Here is a 12,178-nt window from a genome sequence, read left to right as displayed (position 1 = left end):
TTGTACGGGCCGAAGTTCCAGATCGGGTTGATCTGGAACACGCCACCCATGATCGCGATGACACCGACGACGATGGCGAAGAAGCCACCGCCCTTGGCCGCGAACACCGGCATGATGCGGACACCGACGACGTTGGTCTCCTTGCGGCCCACGCCCGGGAACTGCGTGTGCTTCTGATACCAGACCAGCGCCAGGTGCGCCGCGATCAGACCCAGGATGATCGCCGGGATGATCAGGATGTGCGCGGTGTAGAGCATCGGGATGATGTCCGTGCCGGGGAACTCCCCGCCGAACATCAGCCAGTTCAGCCACGTGCCGATGACCGGGAACGAGATCAGCAGCGCCGCCATGACCCGCAGGCCCGTGCCCGAGAGCAGGTCGTCGGGCAGCGAGTAGCCCAGGAAGCCCTCGATCGCGCCGAGCATGAACAGCACGATGCCGATGACCCAGTTGATCTCACGCGGCTTGCGGAACGCGCCGGTGAAGAAGATCCGGAACATGTGCACGACGATCGCGGCCATGAACAGCAACGCCGCCCAGTGGTGCACCTGCCGGACGAACAGACCACCCCGCGTCTCGAACGAGATGTCGAGCGTGGACGCGAACGCCCGCGACATCTCGATGCCACGCAGGTTCTCGAACGCACCGTTGTAGGTGACCTCGGTCATCGACGGGTCGAAGAACAACGCCAGGTACGTACCCGACAGCAACAACACGATGAAGCTGTACAGCGCGATCTCACCGAGCAGGAACGACCAGTGCGTCGGAAAGACCTTGTTCAGCTGTTTGCGCAGGCCAGAGGCCGCGTGGTACCGCTCGTCGGCAGCGTTGGCCGCCGCCCCTGCGACGCGCGCGGCCGCGTTGGCCGGCTTCGTCGGCGTGGTGATGGCACTCATGACTTCCGCTCCCAGAACGCCGGACCCACAGCCTCGATGAAGTCACTGCGGGCTACCAAGTATCCCTCTTCGTCCACAGTGATCGGAAGCTGCGGAAGAGGACGGGTCGCCGGGCCGAACCGCGGCTTGGCGTATTCGAAGACGTCGAACTGCGACTGGTGACAGGGGCAGAGCAGCAGACCGGTCTGCTGCTCGAACAGCGACGTCGGGCAACCCAGGTGCGTGCAGATCTTCGAGTACGCGTACAGGTCACCGTAGTTGAAGTCTTCCTGGCCCGCCCGCTTGGTGACCGCCTGGTTCGGGCGCAGGCGGATGAGCATGACCGGGGCGTCGGCCCGCTTGAGGGCCGCGATCAGGGCGTGCTCGTCGTCGCGCTCGGACTCCCGGAACGGGAACACCGTCTCGAAGCCACCCGGCTCGACGTCCTCGGGACGCACCAGGGAGACCTCGTGGAAGTTGCCGGTGTGACGGCGGAGGTAGACCTTCTCGCCCGGCTTCTCCGGCTTCCAGCCGGTGTGCCACAGCGAGGCCTTGGTCTCGCTGTCCGAGTGCGGGTTCTTCATCAGCGCGCCCAGCGGGACAGCCGCCACGCCGAGGCCCAGCACGCCGGCGCCGAGGCCCGCGGTGCGCTTGATCAGGCTGCGGCGGGCGATGCCGCTGCGCTCACCCGCGTCGGCGAGCTCCGCGACGAGCGTGGCGCGGTCGACAGCCGTCGACGGGCCGTCGTGGCGCTGCTGCACCGCGAGCTCGTCCGGGATGAACTTCTTGGTGTAGAGCAGCGCGCCCACGCCCAGGCCCACCACCGACAGGCCCAGGAACAGGCCGATCAGCGGGTTGTAGAGCATGTGCAGCAGGTGGCCCTGCTCGTTCGACGGGGACTCGTACTGCCACGGCCAGAACAGGAACACGCCGAGGAAGGCGAGGCCCGACACCGCGGAGATCATGAACCACAGCGCGACCGTGCGCTGCGCCCGCCGCTCGGCACGGGTGCCGGGGACCGGGAACTTCTCCTCGTAGTGGACGAGCTCGACGCCGTCCATCTTCGTGCCGAGCTTGACGAGGTCGTCCCGGCTCATCTCCGCGAGCTCTGCCTCGCTGGGCAGCTCGATCGGCTTGTCGCCGCTCATGCCTTGGCTCCGATCCAGAGGGTCACGCCGATGAGCGCGGCGATGCCCACGATGAACGCGATCAAACCCTCGGAGACGGGACCGAACCCGCCCAGGGGGTTACCGCCGGAGTTGTTGTTTCCGTCGGTGACCGACTTGACGTACGCGATGATGTCTTTCTTCTCTTCGGGCGTGAGCTGGCGCTCGCCGAACTTCGGCATGTTCTGCGGGCCGGTCAGCATCGCCGTGTAGATCTGCTCCTCGGTCACGCCGTCGAGAGCCGGCGCGAACTTGCCGGACGACAGGGCGCCACCGCGGCCCGTGAAGTTGTGGCAGCTGGAGCAGTTGAGGCGGAAGAGCTCGCCACCGCGTGCCGGGTTCTCGCCGCGCAGGGCCTCACCGGACTCGGTGGGCATCTTCGGACCCTCGCCACCGTTCGCCGTGATGTAGGCGCTCAGTGCGTTGATCTCCTCGGGCGAGAGCTTCGCGGGCTTGCGGATGGCCTGCGCCTCCTGCCGCGCCATGGGCATGCGGCCGGAGGAAGTCTGGAAGTAGACCGCGGCGTCGCCGACGCCGATCAGGCTCGGCCCGCGGTCCTTGACACCTTCGAGGGACTTGCCGTGGCAGCCCGCGCAGGTGTTCAGGTAGATCTGCTCGCCCTGGCGGACCAGGGCGTCCTGCTGCTGCGCCTGGGCGGTCTGCGCCTGGGGCGCGAAGGCGGCGAACAGCATGCCGGCGCTCAGCAGGGCGAAACCCAGCGCGAGCAGTCCGGCGACCCGGCGGCGCAGCTTGGTGCGGGCGCCGCGGGGGCGTTTCGTCGTGGTGGTCATGGTGTGCGGCAACCCTTGCTGTCAGTTCGGGAGCTCGTGGCTGGGGAGCAGGTCAGGGCACGATGTAGATGATGGCGAAAAGCCCGATCCACACGACGTCGACGAAGTGCCAGTAGTACGACACGACGATCGCGGACGTGGCCTGCGCGGGCGTGAACTTGCTGAGCTTGGTCCTGATCAGCAAATAGACGAACGCGATCAGACCACCGATGACGTGCAGGCCGTGGAAGCCCGTCGTGAGGTAGAAGACCGTGCCGTAAGCCGAGGACGGGATCGTGGTGCCGTTCTCGACCAGCTCGATGTACTCGCCTGCCTGCCCGCCCACGAAGATCGCACCCATGATCAGCGTCACGATGTACCAGCGACGCAGACCGAAGACGTCTCCCCGCTCCGCCGCGAACACGCCCCACTGGCACGTGAAGGACGACGCGACCAGGATGATCGTGAAGACCGCCGCGTAGGGGACGTTCAGATGGGTGGGAGGCGGGGGCCAAGGTCCCTCGTTCTGGGCCTTCACCGTGAAGAACATGGCGAAGAGGCCAGCGAAGAACATGAGCTCGCTGGACAGCCAGACGATCGTGCCGACGCTGACCATGTTCGGGCGGTTCAGCGAGTGCACGCGCTGGCCGATTGAAGGCGCTGCCGTGGTCACGAGCAGCATTATTGCCTGCGCTATTTCCGTCCGCCCATCGGGTCCTGGGCAGATCATGGGTCGGCTGGGTCACATGCAGGGTGATCGCGAGGAGATCAACGAATGGGCTTGCTGAGCCGATTGCGGGACATGCTGCACCGACAGGCCGAGCCGTCGCTGTCGATCGACGACCCGGACCTCGTGGTGGTGGTCGAGGCGTTCGACGCCGCGGAGGCCGATTCGGCCGCCCTGGCCCGGTCCCCGCGGTGGCGCGCGGACGACCTCGCGGTGCTCCGGCACCACGTCCGCATACCCGCTGAACAGGTAGAACGCGCGCGAGAGCTTCTAACGCCGGACGGCTGGGTGCTCGTCGCCGGTGACATATCGCATATCAGTCGCGTGCAGAAGCTGGACGCGTTGCACTGCGCCCAGGAGCGGTCGCGGATGGCCTCGCTGGCGCAACGGCTCGGTGGCGACGCTTTGGGGTGGGACGCCCTGCAGAAGGCGCACGAACCGGCCCGATAGCATCACGGCGACCTTGGTCACTTTCTGGTGGCCGCAGTCGGGCAGTCGCAGCGGAGGATCGAGAGATGAGCACGCAGACCACGAAGATCCTGGTGTTCAGCCACCGGCCCGAGGTGCGTGAGACGATCATCACTGCGGTCGGCCGCCGCCCCGCGCCGGACCTCGGGCGCGTCGAGTACGTCGAGGCGGCGACGATCGCGGACGTCCTCTACGAGGCGGACGCCGGCACGGTCGACCTGCTGATCCTCGACGGCGAGGCGCAGCCGACGGGCGGCATGGGCCTGTCCCGCCAGCTCAAGGACGAGATCACGAACTGCCCGCCGATCGTCGTCGCGGTGCGCCGCAAGGACGACAGGTGGCTCGCGACCTGGTCGCAGGCGGACGCGGTGCTGGTGCACCCGCTCGACCCGCTGGCCGCCGCCGAGACCGTGGCCGAGGTGCTGCGGGGCTCGGCTGTTCCCGTCGTCAAGGGCTGAGCGCCATGAGCCAGCGCACCTGGCCCTCGCTGCTCAACCGGCTGATCGACGGCGTCGACCTGACCGCGGACGACACCGCCTGGGGCATGGACCAGGTGATGTCGGGCGAGGCGACGTCGGCGCAGATCGCGGCGTTCGTCGTCGCGTTGCGCGCCAAGGGTGAGACGCCGGAGGAGGTCGACGGCCTCGCGACGATGATGCTCGAGCACGCGAACCGGTTCACGGTGGACGTGCGGGCGACCGACATCGTGGGCACCGGCGGCGATCATTCCGGTTCGGTGAACATTTCGACGATGGCCGCGATCATCACGGCCGCCGCGGGTGTGCCCGTGGTCAAGCACGGCAACCGGGCGGCGTCGTCGCAGTGCGGCACGGCGGACGTGCTGGAGGCGCTGGGCGTCGCGATCGACCTGCCCGCCTCCGGTGTGCAGCAGACGGTCCGCGAGCTGGGCATCGGGTTCTGCTTCGCGCCGGTGTTCCACCCCGGCTTCCGGCACGCGGGCCCGGTGCGGCGCGAGATCGGCATCCCGACGTCGTTCAACCTGCTCGGCCCGCTGACGAACCCGGCCCAGCCCACCGTCGGCCTGATCGGCTGCGCGCGGGCGGCGGCGGCACCGCTGATCGCCGGCGTGTTCGCGCGGCGCCGCAACACCGCGCTGGTGGTGCGGGGCGACGACGGCCTCGACGAGATCACCACGACCACGACGACGTCGGCGTGGATCGCGCAGGACGGCGTGGTGCGCACGGAGACCATCGACCCGGTGGTGCTGGGTGTGAAACCCGCGCGCGAGGAGGACCTGAAGGGCGGCGACTCGTCGGTCAACGCCCAGGTCGTCCGCGACCTCGTGGCCGGGCGGACGGGCTCGGTGCGGGACGCGGTGCTCGTGAACGCGGCGGGCGCCATCGCGGCGCACGGAGGGTTCTCCGACGACCTGCACGCCGACCTGACGGCCTCGCTGAGCCGCGCGGCCGACGCGATCGACTCGGGCAAGGCGGCAGCTCTGTTGAGCCGCTGGGTGGAGCTCTCACAGGCCCTGAAGGGCTGAGAAAGGCTCTGCGGTCACGCGTCGTCGCCGGCGCGTGACCCTGCTCGCACGACCGCCGCATCGGCGTAGTCCGAGCGAGTGATGGGCCCGAGATGCGGCTCACGTGGTAACCCGGCGGCAATCCTCACCTGGAATGCTTGGTGACATGGCCCTCCTCTACCCAGTGATGAAGCACGTCGTCGCGCGCGCAGCCCGTCTTGTCTACCGCCCGGTGGTGGACGGTCTGGAGAACATCCCCACCGACGGCCCCGTCATCCTGGCGGCCAACCACCTCAGCTTCATCGACAGCGTCGTCATCCCGATGGTCGTGCCGCGCCGCGTCTCGTTCCTGGCGAAGGCGGAGTACTTCACGGGCACCGGCCTGAAGGGCTCGCTGTCGCGCCGGTTCTTCTCCTCGCTCGGCCACGTGCCGGTGCACCGCGGCAAGGGCCGTGACGCCCGCGCCGCGCTCGACACGGCGGCCGAGATCCTGGCGCGCGGGGACGCGTTCGCGATCTACCCCGAGGGCACGCGCTCGCTCGACGGCATGCTGCACCGCGGCCGCACGGGCGTGGCGCGCATGGCCCTGGAGTCCGGTGCCCCGGTCATCCCGGTCGGCATCATCGGCACGGACAAGGTGCAGCCGGTCGGCAGCAGGTTCCCGAAGATCGTCCCGGTGACGGTCCGGTTCGGTGAGCCGCTCGACTTCAGCCGCTACGACGGCATGCAGGAGTCGCTGCCGGTGCTGCGCAGCGTCACCGACGAGATCATCTACCGCATCCTGGACCTGAGCGGCCAGGAGTACGTCGACGCGTACCAGAAGACGCCGGAGAAGGCCCCGGCGACCGCGGCCGCGTAACACAGGCCAGCGCGCGAAAAGGCCCTCCCCGCCTGACGGTGGGGAGGGCCTTTTCGCGCGCTGTGCGATGTGTCTCACGGGAAACGGCAGAGGCCCCCTCCGCGGGGAGGGGGCCTCTGCCGTGCACTGTCGAAATCAGTCGTGGTTCGGACCGGTGTGGTACTCGAACACCAGGCCGCCGACCATGATCAGCACCAGGACGATGGCGATCACCAGCAGCCAGACGTGCCAGAACGCCACCGCGACACCCGTGGTCGCCGCCGCGGCGGCGAGACCGACCGGCCAGTACGAGCCCGGGCTGAAGAAGCCCAGCTCACCGGCGCCGTCGGACACCTCGGCGTCGGGGTTGTCCTCCGGCCGCACCTCGATGCGGCGGGCGACGAACCGGAAGTAGGTGCCGGTGATGAGGGCCAGGCCGCCGGTCAGCGCGAGCGCCACCGTGCCGGTGGGCTCGACGTGGCCGGTCGCCAGGTGCGTCCAGTAGCCGTAGACGACGGCCATCAGGAACGAGAAGGCCATCACCAGGTCGAATACGCGAGCTTCGATCTTCATCGCGGGGCGTGTCCCTACTTCTGGCCCGCGCCGGAGGCCTCGCGGGCCGTCCGGTCGGTGTTGAACGGGGTCGTCGTCGTGGCCAGCGGTGAGCACCACTTGTCACAGTTCACCTGAGAGAGGGCCTCGGCCGTGGTGTACGGCTTGCCCGTCTTCTCGTTGACCTGCTTGCGCAGCTCGATGTACTTCTCGAAGTCGGCTTCCTCGAGCGCCCGGACCTCGAAGTTCATCACCGCGTGGTACGAGCCGCAGAGCTCGGCACAACGGCCGACGAACGCCCCGGGACGGTCGATCTGGTCGATCTGGAAGACGTTGTCCTGGTTGTTCTTCTCCGGCATCGGGAAGACGTCCCGCTTGAAGTGGAACTCCGGCACGAAGAACGAGTGGATGACGTCCGTCGAGCGCAGCGTGAACTGGATGCGCTTGCCGGCCGGCAGCACCATGACCGGGACCTCGCCCGAGGTGCCGACCGTGCTGACGACGTTGCCCTCTTCGGTCTTGTGGTCGGGGTACTGGAACTCCCAGTTCCACTGGAACGCGATCACGTCGACGTTCACGTCGGGCTTGCCCGACTTGTCGGTGACGTAGTTCTGCGTCACGGCGGTGAAGTAGAACAACACCGCCACGATCACCGTCGGCACGACGATGAGCACGATCTCCAGCGGGAGGTTGTACGCCGTCTGACGCGGCAGCTCCTCCGACTTCTTGCGGTGGAACACCACAGACCACAGGATCAGGCCCCACACGATGACGCCGACGACGAGCGCGGCGACCACGGACCAGGTCCAGAGCTCGCGCATCTTCTCGGCCTGCGGCGTGACGGCCTGCGGCCATCCGAAGCGCAGCACCTCGTCCGTGGAGCAACCGGTGGCCCCGATACCGACCAGGCCTACCAGCCCAGCGGTCTTCGCCAGCCGGGATGCCCTGGTGCCCTCCTTCAGGCCCACTGCTCGCCCGCCTCCTCGTTCACAACTACTGGCCATGCCAACGGATCAAGCGGGAGCGTAGCCCAGCGCACCCGCGCTCACCCCTTGGGGGCACCGCCGCTGCGGTGCAGTTTCGGTCACACACAGGCCCTTCGGCATACTGGGGACTTCCCCGTGGTCTTCCCCTTCGTGTTTTGAGAGGTGCGAGAGCCTTGTGCGGCCTGGCAGGACTTGTATGCCCCAGCGAGACCGAGGCCGAGAACGCCCGCCCGGCCGTGGAGGCGGCGCTGCGCTGCATGCGGCACCGCGGGCCGGACGAGAGCGGCACCAGGCGCGTCGACGAGGTCGTCTTCGGCTTCAACCGGCTCGCGATCATCGACATCGAGCACTCCCACCAGCCGTTGACCTGGGGTCCGGCGGAGTCGCCGAGCCGGTACACGATCAACTTCAACGGCGAGATCTACAACTACCTGGAGCTGCGGGCCGAGCTCACCGAGAAGCACGGCGCGGTCTTCCACACCGACGGTGACACCGAGACGATCGTCGCGGCGTACCACTACTACGGGCCCGCGGCGATCACGAAGCTGCGCGGCATGTTCGCCTTCATCATCTGGGACGCCGAGCGCGAGGTCCTGTTCGGCGGCCGCGACCCGTTCGGCATCAAGCCGCTGTACTGGGCGCAGGGTCAGAGCGGCGTCGCGTTCTCCAGCGAGAAGAAGATCCTCCTGGAGATCGCGTCCTCGATCGGCATCGCGCCGAAGATGAACGTCAAGGGGCTGCAGCACTACCTGACGCTGCAGTACGTGCCGGAGCCCGCGTCGCTGCACGACTCGATCCACCGCGTCGAGTCGGGACACTCGTTCACGCTGGTACCCGGTGAGTCGCCGAGGTTCGAGCGGTACTTCCCGGCCGAGTTCAAGGTCCGCACGGTCCGCAGCGAGGCCGAGGCGAACGCGCTGTACGACGAGATCACCGCCGCGCTGCGCGACTCGGTGGCCAAGCACATGCGCGCGGACGTGACGGTCGGCTCGTTCCTGTCCGGCGGCATCGACTCGACGGTCGTCGCGGCGCTCGCGAAGGAGCACAACCCGGACCTGATCACGTTCACGACGGGGTTCGAGCGCCAGGGGTTCTCCGAGGTCGACGTGGCCGCGGAGTCCGCCGCGCTGATCGGCGTGAAGCACGTGGTCCGCACGGTCAGCGCGCAGGAGATGATGGACTCGCTGCCGCTGATCACCTGGTACCTCGACGACCCGGTGGCCGACCCGGCGCTGGTGCCGTTGTGGTTCATCGCCCGTGAGGCGCGTCAGCACGTGAAGGTCGTGCTGTCCGGTGAGGGCGCGGACGAGCTGTTCGGCGGGTACACGATCTACCGCGAACCGTTGTCGCTGGCGGGGTTCGAGAAGGTGCCGGGCGCGCTGCGCAAGGCGATGGGCAAGGTCTCGACGAAGATCCCGCACGGCGTGCGCGGCAAGGACCTGCTGCGTCGTGGCGCCCTGACGCTGGAAGAGCGCTACTACGGCAACGCGCGCATCTTCCTCGACGACCACCTGCGCCAGGTGCTGAAGACGTACGACCCGGCGGTGTCCCACATGGACGCGACGGCCCAGCCGTACCGCGAGTCGCAGGCGTGGGACCCGGTGACGCGCATGCAGCACGTCGACCTGTTCACGTGGCTGCGCGGGGACATCCTGGTCAAGGCCGACAAGATGACCATGGCGAACTCGCTGGAGCTGCGCGTCCCGTTCCTCGACCCCGAGGTCTTCAAGATCGCGTCGCAGATCCCGAGTGAGTTGAAGATCACGAAGGACACGACGAAGTTCGCGCTGCGCAAGGCGATCCGCGACATCGTGCCGGCGCACGTGCTGAACCGCCGCAAGCTCGGCTTCCCGGTGCCGATCCGGCACTGGCTCAAGGACGAGATGCACGACTGGGCCGTCGGCATCGTGCGTTCGTCGCAGACCGACCAGTACATCGACAAGACCGCGGTGCTGCGCCTGATCGAGGAGCACCGCTCGGGCGTGCTCGACCACAGCCGCCGCATCTGGGCGCTGCTGGTGTTCATGATCTGGCACGGCATCTTCGTCGAGAGCCGCATCCAGCCGGTGGTGCCGGAACCGCACTACCCGGTCAAGCTCTAGCGATCGTGAGGGCCCCTCTCCGGAGGGGCCCTTTCGCGTCAACGACGGCCTTGCGCGCTGCAGATCGCGTACGAGCTGACGACGGTTTCGGGCGACGCCATGAGTTCCAGGTAGCGGTCGAACTCGTCGTCGGTGAGAGGGAGCTTCGAGCGCACCAGGCGCGCGGTCGTGGCGAGCAGGCGGCAGCCCGCGGAACCGCCCTCCCACTCCTGTACCTCACGCGAGCCGCTGACGTCGTGCAGGCCCGCGTCGAGCAGCGCCCTCTCGATCCGCGCACCCCACGCCAGTTCGGCGCCGGCCTGGTCGAGCAACGTCAGCAGGGCGTTCTTCACCCGCATGATCAGCTTCGCGTCGTCGGGTGCCGCGGCGAGGACTTCGAGCGGCAGGCAGTCGAACTCCTCGAGCACGAGCCAGCCGCCGGGCCGCAGCGAGTCGCGCAGCTTGCGCAGCACGAGCTCGCGGGCGGGGAGGTAGAAGAGCACCAGGCGGGCGTGGACGAGGTCGAAGGCGTTGCCCGGCAGGATGTTGGACACCACGTCGTGCTCGAGGACGGTGACGTTGTCGCGTTCCTCGAGCCTGGTGACGTCGATGTCGGTGACGGTCACGTGGCCGGACGGGGCGACGACGTCGGCGAGCCAGGTGGCGACCGATCCGCCGCCACCCCCGACCTCGAGGCAGCGCCAGCCGTCCGAGACGCCCAGCTGCTCGACGCGGACGAACGTGCCCGCGTCGAGCAGTGAGCTCAGCGCGTCGAACTTCGGATCGAGCGACTCGGCGGAGTCGCCGAACAGGTACGTCCCCATTGTCCGATCATGGCAGGACGGGAGCGATCTCCTCAGCGGCTTCCGCACCAAACGCGCCACGAATGCGAGCGAGCGCCGGCTCGCGCTCGAGCACCCACTCCTGCGTGCCGACGGTCTCGAGGACCTCGACCGCGATGAACGAGCCGAGCTGAGCAGCGCGTTCGATGCTCAGGCCCGCCGTGATGCCGGCGAGGAAGCCCGCGCGGAAGCCGTCGCCGACACCGGTCGGGTCGGTCTTCGCGACCTCGGGGACGGCGGGCACGTGCAGCGAGAAGCCGTGGCGGTCGACGATCTCGACGCCCTTGGCGCCGAGCGTGGTGACGCGCTTGCCGACGCGGGCGAGGACGTCGGCCTCGGTCCAGCCGGTCTTCTGCAGCAGCAGTTCCCACTCGTAGTCGTTGCTGAAGAGGTACTCGGCGCCCTCGATGAACGCGCGCGCCTGCTCGCCGTCCATGCGGGCGAGCTGCTGCGACGGGTCGACGGCGAACTTGTAGCCGCGCTGACGGCACTCGTCGGCGTGCCGGAGCATGGCCGCGGGGTCGTCCGGGCTGATGACGACGAGCTCGAGGTTCTCGACGCGACCCGCGATGGGCGCGAGCTCGATGTTGCGCGACTCGGCCATCGCACCCGCGTAGAAGGACGCGATCTGGCACATGTCGTCGTCGGTCGTGCAGACGAACCGCGCGGTGTGCGCGACGTCGGACACGTACACGCCGGACGTGTCGACGCCGTGCCGCTCGAGCCAGGAGCGGTAGTCGTCGAAGTCCTTGCCGACGGCACCGACGAGCACCGGCCGCACTCCGAGCACACCAAGGCCGAACGCGATGTTCGCGCCGATCCCGCCGCGGCGGACCACGAGGTCGTCGACCAGGAAGCTCAGTGACACACGGTCGAGACGCTCCGCGACCAGCTGGTCCGCGAATCGGCCCGGAAAGTGCATCAGATGGTCGGTCGCGATGCTGCCGCACACGGCTAGGGGCACGTCGGCTCCTCTTTTCTTGTTGCGCTACGTGACAACTCACCCGGACGAGTACCGCTGTGAAGACTACTGTTTGGTAGGGCTACCGCAGGTCAGACCGCCGTCATACGGTCAGAAAGTGACGATCCCAGAGGCGACCACGATGAGTGAACTGATCGAGGACTGCGCGCAGCTCCCCTTCGCTCTGACCCACCCCGAGCACCCCCTCCCCGCCCCGCGCGCGGCCGCGCCGTGGCAGGTCGACGAGCGGTGCGCCCACCAGGTCGAAGGCCTCGCCGAGTACGGCGTCTAGCGCTCCGGCTTCCCAGTCGGTCCGGGTCTTACCTGGCAGAACTTCCGGTCCACACGCGGAGAGGCGGGGGGGGGCGGCGGCGGGGGGGCGCGGCGGCGCCCGCGGGGGGGGGAAGGGAGGGGGGGGCGGGCGCGGGC

14 protein-coding genes are annotated in these 12,178 nt (G+C 68.4%); 6 read left to right on the top strand and 8 right to left on the bottom strand.

All coding sequences use genetic code 11. From position 1 onward, the window contains the following. The 4 genes from qcrB to ctaE all read right to left on the bottom strand — a co-directional run. Positions 1-896, bottom strand: an 896-nt coding sequence (gene qcrB, locus ACWF7A_RS28100) for a cytochrome bc1 complex cytochrome b subunit (protein WP_452253476.1), incomplete at its 3' end; no start/stop codon positions are given. Beyond that, the gene (qcrA, locus tag ACWF7A_RS28095) at positions 893-2,023 is read right to left on the bottom strand and encodes a cytochrome bc1 complex Rieske iron-sulfur subunit (protein WP_452253475.1); all 1,131 of its coding nucleotides are present in this window, start codon (positions 2,021-2,023) and stop codon (positions 893-895) included. The genes qcrB and qcrA, both read right to left, overlap by 4 nt. Beyond that, entirely contained in the window at positions 2,020-2,832 is an 813-nt protein-coding gene (gene qcrC, locus ACWF7A_RS28090) for a cytochrome bc1 complex diheme cytochrome c subunit (protein ID WP_452253474.1), read from the bottom strand. Before qcrC ends, qcrA begins: the two co-directional genes overlap by 4 nt. Before the next feature lie 52 nt (positions 2,833-2,884). After that, positions 2,885-3,493 carry an aa3-type cytochrome oxidase subunit III gene (gene ctaE, locus ACWF7A_RS28085; RefSeq protein ID WP_452253473.1) on the bottom strand — a complete coding sequence of 203 codons (609 nt, stop codon included), beginning with the start codon at positions 3,491-3,493 and terminating at the stop codon, positions 2,885-2,887. 93 nt (positions 3,494-3,586) lie between these two features. Here ctaE and ACWF7A_RS28080 point away from each other — a divergent pair, with 93 nt between their 5' ends. From ACWF7A_RS28080 to ACWF7A_RS28065, 4 genes are all read left to right on the top strand, one after another. Next, entirely contained in the window at positions 3,587-3,988 is a 402-nt protein-coding gene (locus ACWF7A_RS28080) for a hypothetical protein (protein WP_452253472.1), read from the top strand. 65 nt (positions 3,989-4,053) lie between these two features. After that, a complete protein-coding gene (locus ACWF7A_RS28075) occupies positions 4,054-4,464 on the top strand; it encodes a hypothetical protein (protein ID WP_452253471.1) in 411 nt (136 codons plus the stop codon). A 5-nt stretch (positions 4,465-4,469) separates the two neighbouring features. After that, positions 4,470-5,510, top strand: a complete 1,041-nt coding sequence (gene trpD, locus ACWF7A_RS28070) for an anthranilate phosphoribosyltransferase (RefSeq protein ID WP_452253470.1) — start codon at positions 4,470-4,472, stop codon at positions 5,508-5,510. 145 nt (positions 5,511-5,655) lie between these two features. Next, positions 5,656-6,348: a lysophospholipid acyltransferase family protein gene (locus ACWF7A_RS28065; RefSeq protein WP_452253469.1), complete on the top strand. Its 693-nt coding sequence runs from the start codon at positions 5,656-5,658 to the stop codon at positions 6,346-6,348. 135 nt (positions 6,349-6,483) lie between these two features. On the opposite strand, the gene ACWF7A_RS28060 is transcribed toward ACWF7A_RS28065, so the two are convergent. Continuing rightward, positions 6,484-6,900, bottom strand: a complete 417-nt coding sequence (locus tag ACWF7A_RS28060; protein ID WP_093599944.1) for a cytochrome c oxidase subunit 4 — start codon at positions 6,898-6,900, stop codon at positions 6,484-6,486. 14 nt (positions 6,901-6,914) lie between these two features. Continuing rightward, positions 6,915-7,847, bottom strand: a complete 933-nt coding sequence (gene ctaC, locus ACWF7A_RS28055) for an aa3-type cytochrome oxidase subunit II (protein ID WP_452253468.1) — start codon at positions 7,845-7,847, stop codon at positions 6,915-6,917. A gap of 191 nt (positions 7,848-8,038) precedes the next feature. Between ctaC and asnB the strand changes: the two genes are divergently transcribed. Continuing rightward, positions 8,039-9,967 carry an asparagine synthase (glutamine-hydrolyzing) gene (gene asnB / locus ACWF7A_RS28050; RefSeq protein WP_452253467.1) on the top strand — a complete coding sequence of 643 codons (1,929 nt, stop codon included), beginning with the start codon at positions 8,039-8,041 and terminating at the stop codon, positions 9,965-9,967. Positions 9,968-10,005: 38 nt separating this feature from the next. Here asnB and ACWF7A_RS28045 read toward each other — a convergent pair whose 3' ends face one another. Both ACWF7A_RS28045 and ACWF7A_RS28040 read right to left on the bottom strand, forming a co-directional pair. After that, on the bottom strand, positions 10,006-10,770 hold the full coding sequence (locus ACWF7A_RS28045) for a class I SAM-dependent methyltransferase (protein WP_452253466.1): 765 nt from the start codon (positions 10,768-10,770) through the stop codon (positions 10,006-10,008). 7 nt (positions 10,771-10,777) lie between these two features. Then, entirely contained in the window at positions 10,778-11,710 is a 933-nt protein-coding gene (locus ACWF7A_RS28040; protein ID WP_452253484.1) for a carbohydrate kinase family protein, read from the bottom strand. A gap of 157 nt (positions 11,711-11,867) precedes the next feature. Here ACWF7A_RS28040 and ACWF7A_RS28035 point away from each other — a divergent pair, with 157 nt between their 5' ends. Beyond that, positions 11,868-12,041, top strand: a complete 174-nt coding sequence (locus ACWF7A_RS28035) for a hypothetical protein (RefSeq protein WP_157512842.1) — start codon at positions 11,868-11,870, stop codon at positions 12,039-12,041. Positions 12,042-12,178: the final 137 nt, after the last annotated feature.

This window comes from Lentzea sp. NPDC055074 (assembly GCF_053608005.1).
The sequence above is the reverse complement of the archived record's forward strand: the minus strand, read 5'-3'. Positions and strand labels throughout refer to the sequence as shown.

What these genes read in the sequence shown, in the direction of transcription:
- trpD (WP_452253470.1), top strand. Translation starts at nt 4,470, where the DNA reads ATGAGCCAGCGCACCTGGCCCTCGCTGCTCAACCGGCTGATCGACGGC.
- qcrA (WP_452253475.1), bottom strand. Translation starts at nt 2,023, where the DNA reads ATGAGCGGCGACAAGCCGATCGAGCTGCCCAGCGAGGCAGAGCTCGCG.
- ACWF7A_RS28075 (WP_452253471.1), top strand. Translation starts at nt 4,054, where the DNA reads ATGAGCACGCAGACCACGAAGATCCTGGTGTTCAGCCACCGGCCCGAG.
- ACWF7A_RS28060 (WP_093599944.1), bottom strand. Translation starts at nt 6,900, where the DNA reads ATGAAGATCGAAGCTCGCGTATTCGACCTGGTGATGGCCTTCTCGTTC.
- ACWF7A_RS28040 (WP_452253484.1), bottom strand. Translation starts at nt 11,710, where the DNA reads ATGCACTTTCCGGGCCGATTCGCGGACCAGCTGGTCGCGGAGCGTCTC.
- ACWF7A_RS28045 (WP_452253466.1), bottom strand. Translation starts at nt 10,770, where the DNA reads ATGGGGACGTACCTGTTCGGCGACTCCGCCGAGTCGCTCGATCCGAAG.
- qcrC (WP_452253474.1), bottom strand. Translation starts at nt 2,832, where the DNA reads ATGACCACCACGACGAAACGCCCCCGCGGCGCCCGCACCAAGCTGCGC.
- ctaE (WP_452253473.1), bottom strand. Translation starts at nt 3,493, where the DNA reads ATGCTGCTCGTGACCACGGCAGCGCCTTCAATCGGCCAGCGCGTGCAC.
- ACWF7A_RS28080 (WP_452253472.1), top strand. Translation starts at nt 3,587, where the DNA reads ATGGGCTTGCTGAGCCGATTGCGGGACATGCTGCACCGACAGGCCGAG.
- ACWF7A_RS28065 (WP_452253469.1), top strand. Translation starts at nt 5,656, where the DNA reads ATGGCCCTCCTCTACCCAGTGATGAAGCACGTCGTCGCGCGCGCAGCC.